The organism is Agriterribacter sp., assembly GCF_035445465.1.
Taxonomy (GTDB): Bacteria; Bacteroidota; Bacteroidia; order Chitinophagales; family Chitinophagaceae; genus Agriterribacter.
In genome coordinates, this window is the sequence record NZ_DAOMQT010000014.1 from 1 (window position 1) to 21,738 (window position 21,738).

A 21,738-nucleotide genomic window follows, 5' to 3' on the forward strand; every position below is an offset into this window, starting at 1 on the left:
ATATCCAGTCCTACAATAATGGGTTGTTCAGTGTTCATGGTGGTTGGTTTATTGCGTTGTGTAACTGTTGTTATTGTTTAATAAATTGTTAGGAATAATAATACTGCGTGTGGTGTCTTTTCGTGTGGCTACCACCTGCCCCCTGTACTGCACATTAATAGTGGAATAGGTATTCCATCCCACTTTTGCCAGCACTTCCCGGTAAAATATATACAGCTTCCTGAATTTCTGTTCCAGGTTGTATCCATCTCCTAACACGATAACATGATCTCCTATCTGCGGCGATAGCTCAAAGTTTTTTTGCTGTGTATAATCCACCTGTTCTATCTGCGCCAGCCAAAACGGATCAGCAGTAATTAATTCGCTTATTGCTTTGATCTGTAACAGCAGTACGCTGTCGGCTTTGTTCCATTTTGTTTTGTCTAAAGGGCAATTGGTAAAAACCGGAACGCTTGCTGAAAATTTGCTGCTCAGTGGCAGGCGCACAAATTCCTTATCTATATAATAGCTTTTGTTGCCTGTAGTAAATATCCTGGCCAGTGGTTCGCGTTCTTTTATTTTTACCTGCAATACTTCATTATTGTCAAAGAACAGCTCAGCATCCTTTATCCATACATTTCCTTCCAGTGTTTGTTCCATTTGCCGGAGGTTAAATTCAGTTAGCTTTTTGCCTTTAATATCCGGCATCATATGGGTGAGCATACCAGTGATGTCGTTTTTGTCTGCAAAAAGATTATTCTTCACTTCCCTGATCTCTATCTCTAATCCATTGCATATTTTATCATCCCTTTTACGCATAGCGGCAATGAGCAGCACCACCAGCGCCACGCCTGCAGCCACCCACAAGGTGACTGCAATAAACCTCCCTATTTTTCTTTTGCTTAGCCGCATATTGTTAACACTTTCTGTTTTTCACTCACCATTCGCTATTCACCATTCTCCAGTATTTCCTTTACCGGCTGAACCAGTTGATCAATGTCTCCTGCTCCTGCGGTAATGAGCAGGTTAGGATTGTTTTGATCGTACCTGTTTTTTATCCAGTTCAGTACTTCTGCTTTATCCATTATATGTTTACGTTCATTTTTCATTTTGTCGAATATCATTTTGCTGGTTACGCCAGCTATGGGTAATTCCCTTGCGGGATATACCGGTAATAGTATTACCTCATCTGCGAGGTCAAGGCTTGCCGCAAACGCTCCGGCAAAATCCCTGGTGCGGCTGAACAAATGCGGTTGAAAAACCACTGTACATTTTTTACCGGCGAACAACAGCTTCGCACCTTTAATTAAAGCCTCCAGTTCTGCCGGATGATGTGCATAGTCATCAACATACACTGTTCTGCTGTTTGATGGCGGGATGATGTATTCAAACCTCCGCTTTACTCCTTTAAAATCGGCTACGGCCGCTTTTATTTTTTCATCTTCAATATGCAGTTGCTTTGCTATGGCGATAGCTGCAACGGCATTTTCAATATTATGCAAACCGCCCATGTTCAGCGCTACATTTTTTAGCCACCCACCAGTTGTATGCACATCAAATACATAACCGCCTTCCTTATTTACAATGTTAGCCGCGTATGCATCGGCATTGCTATTTTGAAGACTGTAGGTAAAATGATGATCTGCTTTTAGCTCCGCCGATTTCTTTAATCCCCATTTGCTAAACAGCACGCCTCCTTTTTTTACCTGGCCTGCAAAATCAACAAAGGCCTGCTGCATTTCATCTTCCGTTCCATATATATCCAAGTGGTCGGCATCCATGGCGCTGATAACAGCGATATCGGGATGGAGCTTTAAAAAGCTCCTGTCGTATTCATCCGCTTCTGCCACGCATACATTTTTTTCGCTGCTCCAGAAATTACTGTTGTAATTGGCTGCTATACCACCCAGGAAAGCATTACAGCCATAACCCGAATGACGAAGCAAATGTGCCGTCATGGTAGTAATGGTAGTTTTGCCATGCGTTCCTGCTATACATATATTAAAAGAACTTTTGGTGATCTCACCCAGCACATCACTTCGTTTTAAAAGTGGATAACTGTTATCCCGGTAATACGATAAGCCTTTGTGTGCTACAGGAATTGCCGGTGTATATACTACTATATCCGCTTCTTTCGCTATGTGCTTTTCATCGTCTTCGTAATGCACCGTTATTCCCTCTTTTACCAGTTGCTTTGTTAGGGCTGTTTCCGTTTTATCGTAGCCGCTTACCTTTTTTCCCTTTGCTTTAAAATACCGGGCCAGCGCACTCATGCCTATTCCGCCAATGCCAATAAAGTAAACTTCCTTTATGTTATTTAGTTCTTTCATTTTTTTGTCTTCGCATGCAACGGATCAATGTTGTTATTCCTTATAATCCCGGGCAATTCCATCTCAAATTCAAATCACCTCCAGCACTTCTCTTGCAATCACTTCGTCTGCATTGGTTACAGCCAGTTCACCAATATTGTTTTTTAATTCCTGCCTTTCCGTATCATTTAATGCCAGCGCTATGGCACGTGCTGTTAATGTGTTTTTTGCTTCGCTGTCTTTAACGATCAATGCTGCGTGTTTCTCCGCCAGCCGCATTGCGTTAACCGTTTGGTGATCTTCAGCGGCAAACGGAAAAGGCACAAATATCACCGCCTGCTTTACTACGCACAATTCGGCTACCGACATGGCGCCCGACCTGGATATTACTACGTCTGCGGCGGCAAAAGCGTTTTCCATACCGGTAATGAAATCATTGGTCCATATATTATCCTTTCCCTGTGCCAACTGCTTTGCCTGGTCAACAAATAATTTGCCTGTTTGCCATATCAGCTGCAGGTTGTTTTTTTCAAACGCTGCTATATGGGCCGCTATCGCTTCGTTTATGGATCTGGCGCCCAGGCTTCCACCTGTTACAAGAATGGTTTTCTTCTGAGGATCCAATCCAAAAAACTGAAGCGCTTCCTCCCTGCTGATCCGGCTGTTTACAATAGCATCCCGTACCGGGTTGCCGGTAACCCGTATCTTTTCGCGCGGAAAAAATTTTTCCATACCATCATTACCCGTGAAAATCTTTGCCGCTCTTTTGCCCAGCAGCATATTTGTTTTGCCTGCAAAGGAGTTGGCCTCGTGGATAAATGTGGGGATACCTTTTTGCTGTGCATACCGCAGTACGGGAAAGCTGGAATACCCACCCACGCCAATTACCGCATCGGGCTTAAACCTGTTAACGATTTTTCTTACCTGCAAAAAGCTCTTCAGGAGCTTAAGTGGCAATCCTATATTTTTGATCAAAGAACTCCGGTTAAATCCTGCTATATCCAAACCCTCAATGGCATAGCCGGCCTGTGGTACTTTTTCCATTTCCATTTTTCCTTTCGCCCCCACAAACAACAGCACTATGGTTTTATCTTCTTTCTTTAATGCGTTGGCAATGGCAATGGCAGGAAAAATATGACCTCCTGTTCCTCCACCCGCTATGATTATTTTTTTTGCCAAAGCACTTTATTTTTATATCCTTTTTTATTCTGCCGCTGCCGGTTGTATTGTTCCTTCCAGTTTTTCAGCGTTTCTTGCAACGCTCAGTATAATGCCTATAGACATACATGTAAATAGAAAGCTGCTGCCACCCATGCTCACCAACGGTAACGGCACCCCTGTAACGGGAAAAAGATTTACGTTTACCGCCATATTCACCAGCGCCTGTATAACCAGCGTAAAGCTTAATGCCAATGCCAGGAAAGCGCCAAAGGCAAAGGGGCATTTTTTAAAAATGCGTATACTCCTGAATAAGAACAGGAGGTATAGAAATAATATCAGTACGCCGCCCAATAACCCGTATTCCTCTATGATAATGGCATAAATAAAATCGCTGTAAGGGTGGGGCAGGAAGTTTCGTTGCTCGCTGTTGCCTGGTCCAAGCCCGAGCCACCCGCCCTTGGCGATGGCAATTTTAGCCTGCTGCACCTGGTAAGCGGTTTCTATTTTATCGGCGTAGGCAAAATCCTGTATACGTTTTATCCATGTGGGGATACGTCCTACACTCAACACGACCGGCAGGTCTTTCGCCTGGTGATTTTCTTTGTCGTAATACGAAAAAGCGATACTTACCAGCAAAACCAGGGGTATTAGTGCGATACCTATTGTTGCCGCTATGTGCTTAAGATTTACCCTGCCAATAAACATCAGCAGCAAACTGGTAGCGCCAATTAATAAAGCGGTTGATAAATTAGCCGGTGCTATTAATGCGCAAATAATACCAACCGGAATAATAAGTGGGAGAAATCCCTGCTTAAAATCCTTAATATCGTTTTGAGACCGGCTAAGCTGCCGCGACAGGTACATGAACAGCGCCAGCCGGGCAAGGTCTGAAGTTTGAAAAGTAAGGTTAATGATGGGGAGTTTAATCCACCGGGTGCCTTCATTAATTTCGGCCCCGAAGAAAAGCGTGTATATTAGTAGTGGTATGGAAAGCACAAACAGGATCAGTGCGGCCCGGGAGTATAAAGTATAATTGATACGGTGTGCAAAATAAATGATCATGAAGCCAATAGCCGTAAATGCAAACTGTTTGAACAGGTACGATTCTGCGCTTTTCGACAGCCTGTAGGCAAGAGTGCCCGTACTGCTGTATATCACCAGCAGGCTCAGCAGGGTGAGCAGTATTACCGCCACCCAAATCACTTTGTCGCCCCGTGTTTTATTTAATAATGCCTGCATAATTAATTTCAAATTTGAAATTTCAAATCTCAAATTTTCTATAGTTCCCTTACCGCTTCCTTAAATTGCCTTCCCCTGTCTTCATAGTTTTTAAACAGGTCAAAGCTGGAGCACGCCGGGCTAAGCAATACCACATCGCCTTTATTGGCTAAATGATAAGCGGCATGAACGGCTTCCTTTGCACTCGTTGTATTTACCATTACTTCAACATCCCTGCCGAATGCTTCATGAATTTTCCTGTTGTCGAGGCCCATGCATACAATGGCTTTTACTTTTTCTTTGACCACATCCAGCATGAAGCTGTAATCGTTGCCTTTATCAACCCCTCCCAGTATCAGTATTACCGGCTGCATCATGCTTTCCAGTGCGTACCAGGTGCTGTTAACATTGGTGGCCTTACTATCGTTGATAAATTCAACACCCCTAACGGTCAGCACTTTCTCCATCCGGTGTTCCAGGCTTTCAAAATTTTCAACCGCTTCGCGGATCTTTTCTTTCCTTATACCGATCGTGAGGCCTGCCAGTCCTGCGGCCATGGTATTGTACTGGTTATGCTTTCCTTTTATGGCAAAGTCCAGCACACTCATTACAAATTCCTCATTATCTAAATGTATGGTCATGTTATTTCCGCTCACATAAGCTCCTTTGGGTAGTTCGTACTGCATAGTAAATGGCAATGGGTTAGAAAGTAATGGATTTGTTTCCAGATGTTTTGTTATCACAGGGTCGTCTGCACAATAGATGAAATAATCTTTGTGCGTTTGGTTTTTTATAATATTGAATTTTGAACGGATATAATTTTCAAACCTGTATGCATAGCGATCCAGGTGGTCTTCCGTTATATTCAGCAACACTGCTATATCCGCGTTAAAGTTTTCTATATCGTCTAACTGGAAGCTGCTAACCTCCACCACATACAGTGGTTTGGGATCCAGCGCTACCTGCCTGGCAAATGAATAGCCGATATTACCCACCACGGCGCAATCCATCCCGCCGGTTTTACATATATGCCCTGTTAAAGCGGTAGTGGTGCTTTTTCCATTGCTGCCCGTAATCGCTATTATTTTGCTCCCGCCTTTATACCTGTACGCCAGCTCTATCTCACTGATTACTTTAATGCCCTTTGCTTTTATTTTTTGTACCAGCTCATTTTTTTCCGGTATGCCCGGACTTTTTACTACTTCATCTGCGTTTAAAATTTTCTCTTCCGAATGTTTTTCTTCTTCAAATGCAATATCATATTGCCGCAGTTCGTTTTTATACCGGTCGTGTATCTTACCACTGTCCGAAACAAAAACTTCAGTTCCCTGCTTACGGCAAAGGATAGCTGCACCTGTGCCGCTTTCACCACCGCCCAATATGACCATTCTTCTTGCCATCACCTTGTATTAAAAGGGTATTCAACGGATTGATTCCCCCGGAATAATTTTTCATTTACCTGTTAAAGCACAGGCCGGCTTTGTATTTTATAATTTCTACTTTCTGCTTAGCGCATTTTGAATGTGGCTATGGCAAATAATACACACAAAACCGTTACGATCCAGAACCGGACCGCGATCTTACTTTCATGATATCCCAGCTTCTGGTAGTGATGATGGAGCGGGCTCATCAAAAATATCCGCCTCCCCTCGCCATACTTTCGTTTTGTATATTTGAAATAGCTTACCTGCAGCATAACGCTCAGGTTTTCTACCAGGAACACCCCGCAAAAAATGGGGATCAGCAATTCTTTGCGCACAATAATAGCCAGCGATGCTATGATGCCGCCCAGCGCAAGGCTCCCGGTATCGCCCATGAATACCTGTGCCGGGTAGGCGTTATACCACAAAAATCCTATACATCCCCCCACGAACGCACCAACAAAAACCGATAATTCCCCAAGGTTGGGGATATACATGATGTTCAGGTATTCTGCAAACCGCGTGCTGCCGCTTACATATACAAATATGCCCAGGCAGGCGCCGATCAGTGCGCTTACTCCCGCCGCAAGGCCGTCTAACCCATCGGTGATATTGGCCCCATTGGATACCGCCGTTATGATAAAAGTTACCGCTATGATGTAAATGATCCAGGTATACCTATCCGCTCCTTCTCCTATCCAGCTAATAAGCCTGCTGTAATTGAACTCATGGCTTTTTACAAAAGGGATAGTGGTAATGGGTGTTTTTACAACAGCATACCGGTGTTCTTTTCCTTCCATCGTTACAATGGTGTCGCCTACTTTTTTTTCTCCTTTCTTTAAAAAACTTTCTGTAATGGCAGTGGCCTGCGGCTCGTAATACTCTCTCCATACTACTACCCTGTCATTAAAATATAGTGTTGCCCCAATGATAATACCCAGTCCCACCTGCCCGAATATTTTCGTCATGCCCGCCAGCCCGTCGCTGTCTTTCTTTTTATATTTTTCACCTTTTGCTATGGCCGTTTTTCTTGCTTTCAGCTTCAGGTAATCATCCATAAAACCAATAAAGCCCAGCCAAACCGTGCACAACAGCATTAGGTGAATGTATACTTTGCTTAAATCGGCGAAGAGTAAGGTGGGAATAAGTATGGCCAGCAAAATAATGATACCGCCCATAGTGGGGGTGCCCTTTTTCTGTTGCTCTCCCTGGAGGCCCAGCTCGCGTACGCTTTCGCCTATTTGTTTTTTTTGCAGCAGGTTAATGATGCGTTTGCCGTACAGGGTGGAAATTAAAAGCGACAGCAATACCGCCAGCAATACCCTGAAAGTAATGAACTGCATTAACCCGCTTCCGGGAAATTTAATGCCTTCATCTCTTAGCCAGTCAAAAAAATAGTACAGCATATCTGCGCTTTATTTTAAGTTATCCCTTGTTTTATTTTTCCAGCAGATCGAACATATCTTTCAATACCGCTTTGTCGTCAAAAGGATGTTTCACGCCTTTGATCTCCTGGTATTTTTCATGGCCTTTGCCTGCTATCAGCACAATGTCTTCTTTGCCTGCCAGGGCAACGGCTGTTTTAATCGCCTCTTTCCTGTCGGTAATGGATATATACTTTCTCTTTGCCGATGGCTGCAGTCCTTTTTCCATATCCTGTATAATGTCATCCGCTTCCTCACTTCTCGGGTTGTCGGATGTAAACACCACGCTATCGCTGTGCGTGCAGGCCACTTCGGCCATTACCGGTCTTTTTGTTTTATCCCTGTCGCCGCCACAACCTACTACGGTTATGATTTTCTCGTGTCCCTGCTTTAATTTTTTTACCGTAGTCAAAACATTCAGCAGGGCATCGGGTGTATGCGCATAATCTACAATACCTATGATTTTTTCCTTTGGCGAAATGATATATTCGAACCTTCCTTCAGCCCCCGTAAGATTGCTGAGCACCTGCAGCACTTTGTATTTGTCTTCCCCCAGGCATACTGCAGCACCATAAACCGCCAGCAGGTTATAGGCATTAAACTCACCAATAAGCCTGAAGTGTACTTCCTGCTCGTTTACATTCAACTGCAAACCGGTTATGCTATTGTCTATAATCTTTCCTTTAAAGTCTGCCATTGTGCGCAGGCTATAGAAATATTTTTTAGCGGCTGTATTCTGTAACATTACCGCTCCTCTTTTATCGTCTGCATTGCTAATGGCAAACGCGTCAGCGGGCAGGTTATCGAAAAATGATTTTTTTACACGGATATATTCATCAAAGCTTTTATGGTAATCTAAGTGGTCGTGCGTGATATTGCTGAACAGGGCGCCCGAAAAATGCAGGCCGGTTATCCTGTGCTGGTGAATGGCATGGCTGCTGCATTCCATAAATACATGCGTGCATCCTTCTTCAAGCATCTGGCGCATTAAGGCGTTGATGCTAAGGGCATCGGGTGTGGTATGCGATGCCGGGATAATATTTTTGCCAACCTGGTTTTGTATGGTTGAAAGCAGCCCGCATTTGTATCCTAATGCGCTGAACAGCTTGAACAGCAGGGTAGCAATGGTGGTTTTTCCATTGGTTCCGGTTACGCCTGTTACTTTCATTTTGGATGATGGAGCGCCATAGAAGTTATGGGCTATATAACCGGCCGCTGCCGCACTGTTTTCTACCTGCACATACGTAACGTTTTCTTTTTTTATTGCCGGCAATTGCTCGGCGATAATTGCAGTAGCCCCTTTTTGAATAGCCGCATCAATAAAAGCATGTCCATCCTGCACACTCCCTTTAATAGCTATAAAGCAGGTTTTTTTCGACACTTTCCGGGAATCGAGCTGTATATCCTTTACCTCCGCGCCCATATTGCCCTGCACCGAACGGATGTTTACCCTGTATAATATGTCCTGTAATACTGCCATTTGCTTTTATATCCGCTTTCGTTTATGTTAATTCAATTCCAGCGCTATGGTTTGCCCTCTGTTGATAGCCAGTCCGGCATCCAAAGACTGGCTGGTTACCTTGCCCTTACCCTTCACTGTTACTTTTATGTTCATGTTTTCCAGTAAATGAAGGGCATCTTTTAATCCCATTCCCTTTACATCCGGTATCGTTTGTCTGCTAACGCTTAAATCTTTTAATACCGGTGTGTACGCGTTATTGGTTACAACGCCCCATTTGCCGGATGCTATGGAATCTGTATAGGGCACATTCATTTTCTCCAGCACATTTTTAAGCTCGCTGCCATAACCGCTCCACCTGTACTTATTGCTGTCGGTGGCTACGTTGGCAATAAACAACTGCTGCCTGTCGGCGCTTTCAGCATATAGCTTATCGGCAATTTCCCTGAATACCGGCGCCGCTACCGCTCCGCCAAAATATTTAGCGGCACGGGGCTTGTTCTTAATAACCACTATGCAGGAATATTTGGGGCTTTCAACCGGGAAATATCCTGCAAAGGAGGACTGGTATGCACCATCTCCGTATTTAAACTTTCCGTCGTTCACCTTAGTGGTACCTGTTTTCCCGGCGGCATAATATACTGCATCTTTAAAAACGGATTTGGCCGTTCCTTCGATGCAAACGGCATTAAGGCAATCTTTTAACTGGCGCAGTGTTTCTTCCGAACATATCCTGTTATTCAATACCTGGGGTTCAAATTCATGCAGCAGGTTCCCGTCTTTTTCTACCCTGTTCACTAAGTAAGGCTTCATAAGCCTGCCCTCATTGGCCACGGCGTTGTATACCATCAGCAGTTGCAGGGGGCTCAGCATTACTTCATAGCCGAAACCCATCGAAGGGAGGGTTTGCAAATGCCAGTCTTTGCGCGACGGGTTTTTTACCAAAGGCCTGAATTCTTCTTTCAGATCAATGCCCGTGCGCCCCGTAAGATGCAGCGCTTCGTAATGCTTTATGAACTGTGCGGGGTTTTTTGAATAATAAGTATAAGCAAGCTTGGCCATGGCTACGTTGCTGCTATGTTCGAATGACTCTTTTATGGTAAGCAGGCTTTTTGGCGATCTTTCCGCATCCCGGATATTTCTTCCGTTCAGTATCCACGAACCATTATTGATATCTATCATATCTGAAGTGGTAACATATTTATCTTCAAGAACAGACAGGAGGGTGATAAGCTTTATGGTAGATCCCGGTTCGGAAGTTTTTAGCGCGTAATTATCTGATTCAAAATAAGAGCCGTCGGGCATACGGCCCAGGTTAGCGATCGCTTTTATTTTTCCTGTAGCTACTTCCATTACTATGGCGCAACCTTCCAGCGCTTCATTGGAAACCATCATGCGCATCAGGGCGGTTTGCGTAATATCCTGTATGTTCACGTCTAATGTGGTTACAATATCTTTCCCGTTTTCCGGTTCAATCTCAGACCCTTCCACCGGCACAAAGGCGCCGCCCGATATACGGCGCACCAATCGTTTGCCCGATACGCCTTTTAACAAACTGTCGTACGTTTTTTCAAGTCCAACGTTTTGGGTTACCACCTGCTTGTCATTATTTACATAGGCCCTCGACAAACCGATGGTGCGGTTTGCCAGTAAGCCGAAAGGGGTGAGGCGCTTTTCCATATCTTCTGCAATAAACCCGCTTTTATTTCGGCCCTGCCTTACTAAAGGCAATTCACGCAAAGCCTGGTATTGTTCGAAACTCACTTTTTTCTTTAGCAGGAAGTAGCGCTCTTTTTTGCGGTATCCTGTTTCTAATGTTTTTTTGTATGCTGCGGGGCTTTTGTCTTTAAAAATATCCGCCAGTCCTGCGGCAAGGGAATCAATATTTTCTTTAAATCTTTTTCCTTCCTTTTCGCGAAGCCCGTCGGCCATAAAATCAATCCGTATGTCAAAGAATGGAATGGAAGTGCTTAACATGCTTCCGTCCTCACTGTAAATGGTTCCCCTGTCGGCATCTAAGGTGCGGTATTCGAGGTGCAGGCTGTCGCTAAGGCTTTTCCAGTAATCACCCTGGAATTGCTGAATGTAAAAAGCCTTGCCTATCACGCAAAGGCTTAATACCACTACCCCCAGGAAGCAGAGATAAACCCGCCATAGTATGTCTTTTTTTATTTCCAAAATTGTATCGGCAACCGTCTTTTATTTTAAATTGCTGACGGATTTTTTTATTTTTTCTTTTCTGTAATTTTTACCGGCGGTGCTTTCAGTTCTTTTAGTCCCAACGGCTCCACGGCTTTAGCCAGCTCACTTTGTTTACCCCGCATCATCAGTTCACCTTTTACTGTTTTGTATTCATACTGCAATTCTTTTAGTGCTTTGGCACTGCGGTTAATGTCTTTAATCGTATTTTCTGCGTAATGCCCGTTGTATATATATATTACGGCCAGTATGGCCAGGAAAAGAAAGAAATAGATGTTTTTAACCACCCATTGGTAATTCAACCATTTTTTTATTCCATCCATTAAGGAGGAAGGCGCATCGGGCTTTATTTTTTCTGTTTCCGGCATTATATATTGTATCGTTATTATTGTTTTATTTTCTTTCTGCTACCCTCAGCTTGGCGCTCCGGCTTCTTGGATTTGCTGCTATTTCGGCTGCGGAAGGCAGTATTGGTTTTTTGGTAATGATAAGAAAAGGATTTTCCGGCTTGGTGCCATATAAAGAATCGGCTGCCATTTCCTCAAAACTTCCGTTCCGGAAAAAGTGCTTTACCATCCTGTCTTCAATACTGTGAAATGTTATAATGGCAATACGGCCACCTTTCTTAAGGAGAGAAGGGAGTTGTTGCAGCATTTCCCGTAATGACCCCATTTCATCATTCACTGTAATGCGCAAAGCCTGGAATACCTGGGCAAAGTATTTGTTAGGATTACCTTTCACCACCGGGGAAACTGCATTTTTAAATTCATTAACCGTTTTAATGGATACCAGTTGCCGCTGCTGTACGATTGTTTTAGCCAGGGTTTTGGCGTTCGTAACCTCGCCGTACTGTTCAAACATTTTATGCAGCTCCTGTTCGGTATAGCTGTTGAGTATGCCGGCAGCAGTGAGTTCCTGGCGCTGATCCATGCGCATGTCTAACAGCGATTCATCAAAGCGGGTGGAAAACCCCCGTGCGGCTTTATCGAACTGGTGGCTCGATACACCAAGGTCGGCTATGACGCCATCTACCTCCTCTATTTTATGAAGCCGCAGGAATTTTTTAAGATGGCGGAAGTTATGCGGTACAAATGTGATCCGGGGATCATCGGGTATATTGAGCCTGGCATCCTCATCCTGGTCAAAAGCAATTAACCTGCCTGCCTGGTTCAATTCACGCAAAATAGCCCCGCTGTGTCCTCCACCGCCAAAAGTGCAGTCTGCATATACCCCCCCGGGTTTAACCTGCAGGGCACTAACCAATTCGCGGGCTAAAACAGGTATATGATATGGTTGATCCATAATGGTAAATTAAAGGTGAAAAGCCAGCGTGGAAATGGTTGTTTCCGCTTTGACCTTTCACCTTTTGACACTGTAATAAATTATACCTGCCCGCTTTTATCCGTCATTACGTCCTGAGCCAACTGGCTGAATGCTTCGGGTGAAAAAGTGTCAAAGAACTGCTGATACTTACTTTTATCCCAGATTTCAATTTTATCGAAGGCCGAAACCAACACAATGTCTTTTTCCAGTCCGGCGTATTCCATCAAATTTTTGGGTAACAATAATCTCCCCGCACTATCCATCTCCACGGTTATCCCATTTAAAAAGTAGCGGCGGAATTCGCGTACTTTTGGGTCAAAATCACTTTTTCTCCCTATGTCTTCAAAAATCGGTTCCCAGTTTTTCATCGGGTACAGGGTTAAGCAACGCTCAAATCCCCTGTTAATAAAGAAGCTACCGGTTTCCCCCTCCGGGATTTGCCTTTTAAATCCTGTTGGAAGGAGAAACCGACCTTTTGCGTCCAGAGTAGCTTCATATTCCCCTAAAAACCGTATCATTTATAAAGAGTTATGCGTAATTCCCATTTATTCCCACAAAATAACACATTTTCCCACCTTTAACGCAGGTTTTAATTTAATTATTTTATCCACAGCAAACTTTTTTTTGAGAATCCTTTTCCAGCGTGAATTTTAAAGGCTTTTTTGATGTGATTTGCTTCTCTACACCTGCGAATAATGTGAATAGCTGTGGATAAATGTGGATAGCCGGCTTACGCTTGCTATGCTTAGGTAACTGAGGTGGTTATGGTGTGTACTTATCCGGGTGGATCTTAAAAAAACAATTTAGCCACAAAGACACGAAGCCACAAAGTGTTTTCCCTTGTGCCATTGCGGTATGCGATTAATTAAGCCGAATGGATTTACCTTGCAAAAAATACAGTTGCATATTTGTACTATGGATCCAAAACAACTCCAGATCAAAGATTTTACCTATGCTTTACCTGAAAACCGCATCGCCGCCTACCCTTTAGCCGGTCGCGATGCCTCAAAACTATTGGTATATAAGCAGGGAAACATTTCCGAAGATGTATATCGCAATATTGCCCTGCATTTGCCGGAAGGGGCTTTACTGGTATTGAATGATACCCGGGTAGTGGAAGCAAGGCTGATTTTTCAGAAGCCAACCGGGGGGAGCATTGAAATATTCTGCCTGTCGCCGCATGCGCGATACGCTGATGTTACTACCGCTATGCTGCAAAAGAACAGGGTATGGTGGAACTGTCTTATCGGGGGCGCATCCAAATGGAAGCGGGGCGCCGTGCTGGAAAAGAAGATAGCTACCGGCACGGTTGATATTGTGCTGAAAGCGTTGCTTATAGAAAGGTTGCCCGACAGTTTTACCATTGAAATGCAATGGGAGCCGGGTGATTTATCTTTTGCGGAGGTATTGCATCATGCCGGCGTTATACCCCTTCCGCCCTATATAAAAAGGGAAGCCGATGAAAATGACAGGGAAAGATATCAAACCATTTATGCCCGGCAGGAAGGATCAGTGGCTGCCCCCACCGCAGGATTGCATTTTACGGATAGTATTTTCCAATCGCTCAGCGATAAAGCTATTGCACATGATTTTGTAACGCTTCATGTAGGCGCCGGCACCTTTAAACCGGTTAAAGCAGACCGCATGCAGGATCATGCGATGCATGCGGAGTTTATAGATGTACGTTATGAAATCATCGAAAAGTTACTACATCACGCGGGCAAGGTTTTTTGCGTGGGCACCACTTCGCTGCGAACCGTAGAAAGCCTGTACTGGATGGGAGTTAAAGTAAAGCAAAACCCGGACATTGACGTTGATGATTTGGTGATAGCACAATGGGAAGTATATGAAACGTTTGCGGCGCATGCCATACCCGTAGATGAATCCTTACAGGCCTTGCTGGAATGGATGAAGCGCCGGAATATGAAAAGATTGCTTACGCAAACACAGATTATGATAGCGCCGGGTTATTTTTTTAAAATTATTTCCGGGCTGATCACTAATTTTCATCAGCCACAATCTACCTTACTGTTACTGGTAGCCGCACTTATTGGAGAACGCTGGAAAGAAATGTATAACTATGCGCTGGAAAATGATTTCAGGTTTTTGAGCTATGGCGATGGTTGTTTATTGTTTGCCGGAGCAAAGGGAACTCCATCGTAAACGCAGATCCCCTTCCAGGCGTACTTTCTACTTTTATTTTCCCTTTTTGTGCTTCCACCATAGCTTTAACATAGCTTAATCCCAGCCCAAATCCCTTTACGTTGTGTACGTTACCCGTGTGCGCACGGTAAAATTTCTCAAATATCCTGCTCACGGTTTCCTTGGTCATACCTATACCGTTGTCTTCAATTTTAACACGGATGGCATTGCCTGTATTTTGAGTAAAGATCTTTATGTGCAGTCCGCTGTCTTTTGAATATTTGATCGCATTGTCAACCAGGTTACTGAGCAGGTTGGTAAAATGTACTTCATCTGCTTCAATAACGTCTTTTGCCGCATTAAGGTGCAGTTCGGCCTTGCCGTTCCTGTCTTCCATCTGCAGTCTGAAATTATCGGCCACGTGGTTAATAACCTCGTGCACATGCTGCGGCTTCATGTTAAGCTGCACTTCCTGCTTGTCGAGCAAGGCAGCCTGCAGTATGGTTTCTACCTGCTTGTTCATCCGCTTGTTTTCGTCTTTTATGATACCGCTGAAGTAATCCATCTTTTCCTTGCTTCGCCATACCTTATCGTTTTTTAATGCATCCACTGCCAGCGATATGGTTGCCAGCGGCGTTTTAAACTCATGCGTCATATTGTTGATGAAATCACTTTTAATTTCACTCAGCTTTTTTTGACGGAGCATAGTGCGAACGGTAGTAAAAAATGCCGTGCAGATCACCAGGGTAAACAATACCGATCCCGCAATCATCCAGCTCATGGACTCTAAAAGGAAATTTTTTACATCCGGAACAATCACCCACAGCTCCTCGTCTGCAACCAGTCCTTCGGCAATGCTCCCGGAAGGCGCCGAAAGCGGGAACCAAAACGTGCGGCTCCGGGTGGTGTCTGCCAGTAATTTGCTGAAATTAAGGGTTTGCATTTCATAGTTATTGGTAATGCTGTTGCGGTTCAGCACGGCAAATTCAAAATTGGTTTTTTTTAAGCCATGTTTATTTAAAGCCATCTTCAGTTTGTCGTACACCTGGTTAGGCGTATATCGTTGCGCTACAGTAGGTGTTTTGAGCAATTTTAAAAACTGGTCAGAAGGCCATTCCGGAGATAATTTGGGAAAGCCTGCGGATGGAAATTTGCCCGATTGTTCGGCTATTTCCTGGCCTACTTCATTTACCGCCATCTGGATATTCTGTTCCAGTTGCTCGTTCTTAATAATAAGGGCATTTTTGATGGACATGATCTGCACCACTATAATGCCAATAAGCGATAGGGTTATAAGAATAATAATCAGTAAGTAAATTTTCTTCATCGGCCTGTAAAATTACTTTGATATTAACCGGGGTTTAGCTACGGTATGAATGATTTAACTCAATTTTACACATGATAAGGGCTGGTATGCTGGTTTGCGATGGCAAGTATACAAAAATTAGCACATTACTGAGCCATATCTGTAAAAACGGGTGCATTTAAAATTGTTGCTGGTTTGGTTGGAACACCAACCGGGGCGGACTGTCGTGGGCGGTAGAGCCACCGTCCACACGAAGCAGAGCGATACGGCAATTTTAAATGCACCTGTAAAAACCTGTCCTGAACAAGGATATTTTTTTGATTTTAATTGCCGGCCAATATTTTCTATACTAACTTAGATCAAATGCTTACACCTTCTGCCGGTATATTATTAATTGCAGAGCCTTTTCTTAAGGACACTAATTTTATGCGTACGGTTGTTTTATTATGCGATCACCAGGAGGAGGGCAGCATTGGCTTTGTTTTGAACAAGCATATAGCGCATACCCTTGATGAAATTGTACCTGAACTGGAAGGCATAAAGATACCTGTTTTTTTTGGCGGCCCCGTGCAGGCCGATACGCTTCATTTTTTGCATGTTTGCCCGGATCAGATACCCGGCAGCCATGAAGTAACCGATGGCATTTACTGGGGCGGCGATTTTGGAATTGTTAAAGACCTGTTGCGGAAAAATAAGCTTAGCCACAGGAACATTCGCTTTTATATAGGTTATTCAGGATGGGGCAGCAACCAGTTAAATGAAGAGCTGAAAGGGGAAAGCTGGATCACCGCTATGGCAAAACAAGACCTTGTGTTTAACTATGATACAGAAGACATATGGAAAGAATCGCTGAGGCTGCTTGGCGGCGATTACAGCTTAATGACCAACTTCCCTATTGATCCGCAATTAAACTAAAAGTCCCCCGGCATTTACCTGGGGGACGCATTCTTGCACATAACCTAATTATGTTAGTTTTATTACTATTATTTTAAGGGGAATTTTATACCTGCATATAGTCCCCAGTTATTTAAATTTTTATTATCGCTGTAGCTAAAGGGCATAAAGTTATACCTGCCGCCTAATGTAAATGCCGATGCCCCGTGCTTCCTGAATGGTATAGCGATACCCGCCTCGGGTGAAGCAGCGAAATAAACACCGGATTTGCTGCCTGCAAATTCACCCAGGTACTGGCTATACGATACGAAGTTGCCTCCCACTCCGGCGCCAACATACGGTTGTACCATCCCCGAAGGCGCCAGGTTAAATCTTCCTTTAAGCATTACCGGCACGGTTTGTATAGAATTGCTCAGCACTGCCGATATGGCGCCGTCTTTAGTATCATATACCTGCCGCGGATATTTCTGGTAATAATCATTAAAGCCGGCTTCAAGGCCAAGTGAAAGCCGATCTGTAACGCCGTATAGTACATTAGCATTCCATCCGCGAAAAGAAGTTTTGCTTACGAGGTCCGATTTAAAACTTCCTGTGGGGGTATTTACAGCATAATTAATATGCATGGTTAGTTTTTGCTGTTGTGCAAGCGCCGGCAATCCGAACCCTGCACAGAGCATGGCTAAAAAAAATATTTTAAGCGGTTTCATGACGATATATTTTTAATGTATGCAACTACCTGTTTTTTAGTGATTGCTGCTGATGTATGGCGACTGATCAAATAATGCTTTTACCTGGGAAGCGGCGGTTGAAGCGTTAAAAATGGCTTCTCCCCTTATAAGTCCGTTCCACACGCCTTCGATCTTTTTGTCGTTACCTGCGTCTTTCAGATCAACCATATCAATTGATAATGCACCCTCGCGGATCTGGTATACGGCATAGGAAACATAAGGAAAGTAATAATCATAACCGCCGAAGCCCCAGTAATAAGGATCCCAGTAGCTGCCATAATAACCCCAGTAAGAAGGATAGCTGATTACACCTGTTTGGTTGTTAAATACGCTGCTGATATTTATACCAAGGTCGGGATGTTCATTATTTGCTACCAGTTGATAACCACGCTCCGCCATGTTATCTTTTACTGCCTGTATAAAAGCGGCATCAGTTGCCGTTAGCGTTCGCTTCTGCAACGCGCCATTGCTTATTACCGCCACCGAGTCGGTTATACTGTACGTTTGAAATGAACCGAAATGAGCAGAGCTGTCGTAATTGGTTATATAAATGCGGCTTTCTTCGTTGGTCATATTTTTTAACGGATCTTTTGCACAACTGCCCAGCAGCACAATGCCCAGCAGGCTTCCCGTTAGCGCCAGGTATATTTTATGTTGTTTCATGGTATGTTTTTGGTTATTGACGCTGATAAGGCATAAATGTTTAATTATGCCTGCTAATGTTAACAATGAGCTAACATTCCTTTTCCCGGCAAAGAAAAGCCGGCGGTATAACCGGGTGATTTGCGGCTATATTTTCGCACGCAGGGGAAATAAAAAAGTGTAAAGACGATTTTTACGATGACCTGTTTTTGCTGAACAGGAAGAATAGCGGGTTGCTCCCTGTTGCTTTGTATAGTAGTTTCTACTTAGTTGTTAGTTGCTTTAGTACGATTCTTCCTTGTTTTTTTGATTTAATTGGTATGGGTATGTTGAAGTTGTTTTGTTTTTATGTAATTTCCTGATGGTTAGCGCAATTAAAAATGTATAAATAAAAATAGCATTAGTATTACTGGTTTTTAATGAAGTTGACTAAGGGAAAATATTGTTGCTTACATTTCCGGCGGGAAAGCATGGTCGGACAGTATCATTAATATGCGCCGGCTGGAAGGACAGGCGAAGGCTGCAAGAGAAATTCATGATGAGTTGAAAATATGTAATTGAAAGCAAACCGGGTGAAGGCGCTGCGGTTAAAGTAAAAGTTCCTGTGGAAAAGAAAAATACGATTATCTAAATCCGAAAAACCAGGCATTATGATGCGGATTCTTATTGCTGACGATCATGCTATTGTACGAAAAGGGCTAAAGCAACTTATTCTTGAAGAGTATCCTTCTGCGCAGTTAGCCGGGGCTAAGGATACGGAGGAGCTCATGTCTAAGCTGGTGGAAGCGTCATGGGATATTGTAATCTGCGACCTCAATATGCCCGGGCGGAGCGGGTTAGATGCGCTGCATCAGATCAGGCATGCCTATCCTTCCCTGCCGGTATTAATTATGAGCATGTATCCCGAAGATCAGTATGCCCTCAGGGTATTAAAGGCCGGCGCTGCCGGTTATTTGGGCAAGGATAATATTCATGAAGATATTATTAAGGCGATACATACGGTTTTGCTGGGTAAAAAATTCATTACACCGGCAGTAGCGGAAAAATTAGCTGATGTCTTCGGCTCCAAAAATCAGGAACTCCATCTCCATGAAAAGCTTTCCGACAGGGAGTTTGATGTGTTTAAGCTGCTTGCTGCCGGGAAGCCGGTATCAGATATTGCAGAGCAGCTTTGCCTGAGCGTTACCACCGTTAGTACCTACCGGGCAAGAGTACTCGAAAAAATGGAAATGAAATCCAATGCAGATCTTACCCGTTACGCGCTTGATAATAAGCTTATCTGATGCGGAAAGGTGTAAGGTAAAAGGGTATAGGGTGTGAGAGTATAAAGTATAGAATGAAAACAAGCCTTTGATGTCCCGTATAAGCTGCAAGGATAAGTTTGGTTCCAGCAATAGTCTTCCCTGGAACCTGAAAATTCTTACCCCTTATTCCTTCTCCCCACTGTAGTAGTTCGTCTACAAGTTTTCGGCTTTTCACTCTACACAACGGCAACGGATAGTTATTTAATTTTCTCCCTGCGCTAAAGCCGCTCACTTTTATATGCTCAGGATATTAATTGCCGATGATCATGAATTTATCCGTAAAGGACTCAGGCAAATACTTACGGAAGCATTTGCTTCTGTTTATATAGGTGAGGCGGGAGATACCGGTACCTTAACCTCAATGGTTTTTTCAGCACCCTGGGACCTGGTGATATCCGACATTTCCATGCCGGGGGGAGGGGGGCTTGAAGCATTGAACAGCATCAAACGGCAGTTACCCGAAATGCCGGTACTGGTACTGAGCATTTATCCCGAAGACCAGTTTGCGCTGCGGGTATTGCTTGCCGGCGCTTCCGGTTATCTGAATAAGGATGCGGCGCCTGAAATGCTGATAAAAGCAGTAAAAGATATTCTTGCCGGTAAAAAATAATTTAGGATGAGCTTCAGCTCTTTTATCATTGGCAGTGTCATAAAAAAGGCCGCTTCTTTTGTGAAGCGGCCCGGAGTTTATCGGTTCATTTTAATTAATTATACCCATCATTTTGAGTCAGCTTACTGTTGATGAGGATTTGCGGGGCCGGAACAGGCAACAGGTATTCATGCGGCTCATATATATAATCCAGTTGATTAAAAGCCACGCCACCCCGGGGAACGGTGGGGTTTGCTTTTTCCGCTGTGCCATGGGCATTCATAAACGCGGCCAGCTCTGCAGGTGTCATTGTTCTTTTCAAATCAAACCAGCGGTGGTTTTCAAATGCCAGCTCTACTCTTCTTTCTTTGAGCACGGCGGTTCTGAAAGCGTCTTTGCCTAATCCGCTCAACGGGTCAAGCCCTGCTCTGTGGCGCACTTCATTCAGATAGCCTTCTGCCACTGAGCCTGGGCCGGTAGATTCATTAATCGCTTCTGCCAGCATCAGCAGCACATTGGCATACCTGTAAATGGGCCAGTTGTCATTGGTTCGGCCGGGAATGTTATGCGGGTGATTGTATTTATTTACGTATGGAATAGGATATAATACCCCGTCTTTTGTAAATCCGGTTTTTAATGATACATCTTTACGCAAATCTCCCGCTTCATAAGCGGCAATCATATTGTTGGTAGGAATGTTGCGTCCACCCAAACCCTGACCGGCAAAACCAACAATGGAGCTGGACGATTCCCTTGGAGCAAATACATACATGAAGTTGCTCTGTTCGCCGAGGTCGTTATCTCCCTGGTATTGTATTTCAAAAACAGATTCTATATTGTTTTTATTCTCAGTGCCGAAAACATCCGCGTAGTCCGGCACTAAATCGTAGCCCATTGGCAAAATGCTTTGCAGGGTGCTTACCGCTTCGGGGTATTTTTTAACGGTAAGGTACATTTCGCCAAGCGTAGCCAGGGCTGAACCTTTGGTAGCGCGTCCTCTTTGTGCGGCAGGCTGATCCGACCGGGTTAAAAGACCGGCAACCGCTTCTTTCAGATCAGTTTCAATTTGTGTATATACCTGATCCACCGATTCCGTCCTTATTATTTCAAAAGCCTCCGCAGGTGTTTTAAATGTATTGGTTACAAGCGCAACATTACCAAAATAACGTACCAGGTCGAAATACAAAAAGGCTCTGAGGAATTTTAACTCCGCATCGAGTGGCTTTTTCACAGCATCGTCTATAGTTGTTGATGCCGACAATTTTTCAATGGATAAGTTAACATTATACAATGCGCTGTAATACCTGTTCCATAAATTGGAAATTTCTCCATTCCCCGGATTTACGGTAGAATATTCAAAAGCTTCCCAGCCGGCGGCGCCACCACGGTCGGAAGGGTTCATGTCTATAGTGGTATTGTCTGATTGCATTTCCTTAAAAATGTAATTAACACTGGTAATACCCTGTAACTGGCCATAAATACCATTAATGGCACGATTTACCTGCGCCGCATCCTGGTAAAATATATCCACACCTATTCTGGTAGGATCTGTTTTGTTCAGGAAATCTTTTTTACATGAAAAAAGAACAGAACAAAAGATTAAGCTGATTATCGCAATTATATATTTCATGTGAGTAGCT

General features: G+C 43.9%; 19 protein-coding genes. 4 read left to right on the forward strand and 15 right to left on the reverse strand.

The genetic code is table 11. The annotated features are described in order from the left end of the window. Positions 1 to 48 precede the first annotated feature (48 nt). The 11 genes from PLE34_RS09360 to mraZ form a co-directional block, all read right to left on the reverse strand. Positions 49 to 891, reverse strand: coding sequence for a cell division protein FtsQ/DivIB (locus tag PLE34_RS09360; RefSeq protein ID WP_324556166.1), 843 nt, complete (start codon positions 889 to 891; stop codon positions 49 to 51). A 35-nt stretch (positions 892 to 926) separates the two neighbouring features. Next, positions 927 to 2,309 (reverse strand): UDP-N-acetylmuramate--L-alanine ligase, encoded by a 1,383-nt coding sequence (murC, locus tag PLE34_RS09365; RefSeq protein WP_324556168.1) that lies wholly within the window; start codon positions 2,307 to 2,309, stop codon positions 927 to 929. Positions 2,310 to 2,378: 69 nt separating this feature from the next. Beyond that, complete coding sequence (gene murG, locus PLE34_RS09370; protein ID WP_324556170.1) at positions 2,379 to 3,467, reverse strand: undecaprenyldiphospho-muramoylpentapeptide beta-N-acetylglucosaminyltransferase; 1,089 nt, start codon at positions 3,465 to 3,467, stop codon at positions 2,379 to 2,381. Between the two features lie 24 nt (positions 3,468 to 3,491). Beyond that, positions 3,492 to 4,688, reverse strand: coding sequence for an FtsW/RodA/SpoVE family cell cycle protein (locus tag PLE34_RS09375; RefSeq protein WP_324556172.1), 1,197 nt, complete (start codon positions 4,686 to 4,688; stop codon positions 3,492 to 3,494). Between the two features lie 38 nt (positions 4,689 to 4,726). Continuing rightward, positions 4,727 to 6,067 carry a UDP-N-acetylmuramoyl-L-alanine--D-glutamate ligase gene (gene murD / locus PLE34_RS09380; protein ID WP_324556174.1) on the reverse strand — a complete coding sequence of 447 codons (1,341 nt, stop codon included), beginning with the start codon at positions 6,065 to 6,067 and terminating at the stop codon, positions 4,727 to 4,729. 107 nt (positions 6,068 to 6,174) lie between these two features. Continuing rightward, a complete protein-coding gene (mraY, locus tag PLE34_RS09385) occupies positions 6,175 to 7,494 on the reverse strand; it encodes a phospho-N-acetylmuramoyl-pentapeptide-transferase (RefSeq protein ID WP_324556176.1) in 1,320 nt (439 codons plus the stop codon). A gap of 31 nt (positions 7,495 to 7,525) precedes the next feature. Then, positions 7,526 to 8,992: a UDP-N-acetylmuramoyl-L-alanyl-D-glutamate--2,6-diaminopimelate ligase gene (locus tag PLE34_RS09390; protein ID WP_324556178.1), complete on the reverse strand. Its 1,467-nt coding sequence runs from the start codon at positions 8,990 to 8,992 to the stop codon at positions 7,526 to 7,528. A gap of 27 nt (positions 8,993 to 9,019) precedes the next feature. Beyond that, positions 9,020 to 11,149, reverse strand: a complete 2,130-nt coding sequence (locus PLE34_RS09395) for a PASTA domain-containing penicillin-binding protein (RefSeq protein ID WP_324556180.1) — start codon at positions 11,147 to 11,149, stop codon at positions 9,020 to 9,022. A gap of 47 nt (positions 11,150 to 11,196) precedes the next feature. Continuing rightward, positions 11,197 to 11,538 (reverse strand): FtsL-like putative cell division protein, encoded by a 342-nt coding sequence (locus PLE34_RS09400; RefSeq protein ID WP_324556182.1) that lies wholly within the window; start codon positions 11,536 to 11,538, stop codon positions 11,197 to 11,199. Positions 11,539 to 11,563: 25 nt separating this feature from the next. Next, the gene (gene rsmH / locus PLE34_RS09405; protein WP_324556184.1) at positions 11,564 to 12,472 is read right to left on the reverse strand and encodes a 16S rRNA (cytosine(1402)-N(4))-methyltransferase RsmH; all 909 of its coding nucleotides are present in this window, start codon (positions 12,470 to 12,472) and stop codon (positions 11,564 to 11,566) included. Positions 12,473 to 12,552: 80 nt separating this feature from the next. Beyond that, positions 12,553 to 13,011 carry a division/cell wall cluster transcriptional repressor MraZ gene (gene mraZ / locus PLE34_RS09410; RefSeq protein ID WP_324556186.1) on the reverse strand — a complete coding sequence of 153 codons (459 nt, stop codon included), beginning with the start codon at positions 13,009 to 13,011 and terminating at the stop codon, positions 12,553 to 12,555. A gap of 397 nt (positions 13,012 to 13,408) precedes the next feature. On the opposite strand from mraZ, the gene PLE34_RS09415 reads away from it, so the two are divergent. Then, positions 13,409 to 14,656 (forward strand): S-adenosylmethionine:tRNA ribosyltransferase-isomerase, encoded by a 1,248-nt coding sequence (locus tag PLE34_RS09415; protein WP_324556188.1) that lies wholly within the window; start codon positions 13,409 to 13,411, stop codon positions 14,654 to 14,656. Here PLE34_RS09415 and PLE34_RS09420 read toward each other — a convergent pair. Continuing rightward, the gene (locus PLE34_RS09420) at positions 14,592 to 15,962 is read right to left on the reverse strand and encodes a sensor histidine kinase (protein ID WP_324556190.1); all 1,371 of its coding nucleotides are present in this window, start codon (positions 15,960 to 15,962) and stop codon (positions 14,592 to 14,594) included. The genes PLE34_RS09415 and PLE34_RS09420 overlap by 65 nt on opposite strands. A gap of 342 nt (positions 15,963 to 16,304) precedes the next feature. Between PLE34_RS09420 and PLE34_RS09425 the strand changes: the two genes are divergently transcribed. Further along, positions 16,305 to 16,856: a YqgE/AlgH family protein gene (locus tag PLE34_RS09425; RefSeq protein ID WP_324556192.1), complete on the forward strand. Its 552-nt coding sequence runs from the start codon at positions 16,305 to 16,307 to the stop codon at positions 16,854 to 16,856. A gap of 68 nt (positions 16,857 to 16,924) precedes the next feature. Here the strand turns inward: PLE34_RS09425 and PLE34_RS09430 are convergent, their stop codons facing one another. Further along, positions 16,925 to 17,542 (reverse strand): outer membrane beta-barrel protein, encoded by a 618-nt coding sequence (locus tag PLE34_RS09430; RefSeq protein WP_324556194.1) that lies wholly within the window; start codon positions 17,540 to 17,542, stop codon positions 16,925 to 16,927. Between the two features lie 36 nt (positions 17,543 to 17,578). Further along, positions 17,579 to 18,226 carry a DUF4136 domain-containing protein gene (locus tag PLE34_RS09435; RefSeq protein ID WP_324556196.1) on the reverse strand — a complete coding sequence of 216 codons (648 nt, stop codon included), beginning with the start codon at positions 18,224 to 18,226 and terminating at the stop codon, positions 17,579 to 17,581. 629 nt (positions 18,227 to 18,855) lie between these two features. On the opposite strand from PLE34_RS09435, the gene PLE34_RS09440 reads away from it, so the two are divergent. Beyond that, positions 18,856 to 19,488 carry a response regulator gene (locus PLE34_RS09440; RefSeq protein ID WP_324556198.1) on the forward strand — a complete coding sequence of 211 codons (633 nt, stop codon included), beginning with the start codon at positions 18,856 to 18,858 and terminating at the stop codon, positions 19,486 to 19,488. 259 nt (positions 19,489 to 19,747) lie between these two features. Beyond that, positions 19,748 to 20,119 carry a response regulator gene (locus PLE34_RS09445; protein ID WP_324556199.1) on the forward strand — a complete coding sequence of 124 codons (372 nt, stop codon included), beginning with the start codon at positions 19,748 to 19,750 and terminating at the stop codon, positions 20,117 to 20,119. 94 nt (positions 20,120 to 20,213) lie between these two features. Here the strand turns inward: PLE34_RS09445 and PLE34_RS09450 are convergent, their stop codons facing one another. After that, positions 20,214 to 21,728, reverse strand: a complete 1,515-nt coding sequence (locus PLE34_RS09450) for a RagB/SusD family nutrient uptake outer membrane protein (RefSeq protein ID WP_324556200.1) — start codon at positions 21,726 to 21,728, stop codon at positions 20,214 to 20,216. Between the last annotated feature and the right edge of the window lie 10 nt (positions 21,729 to 21,738).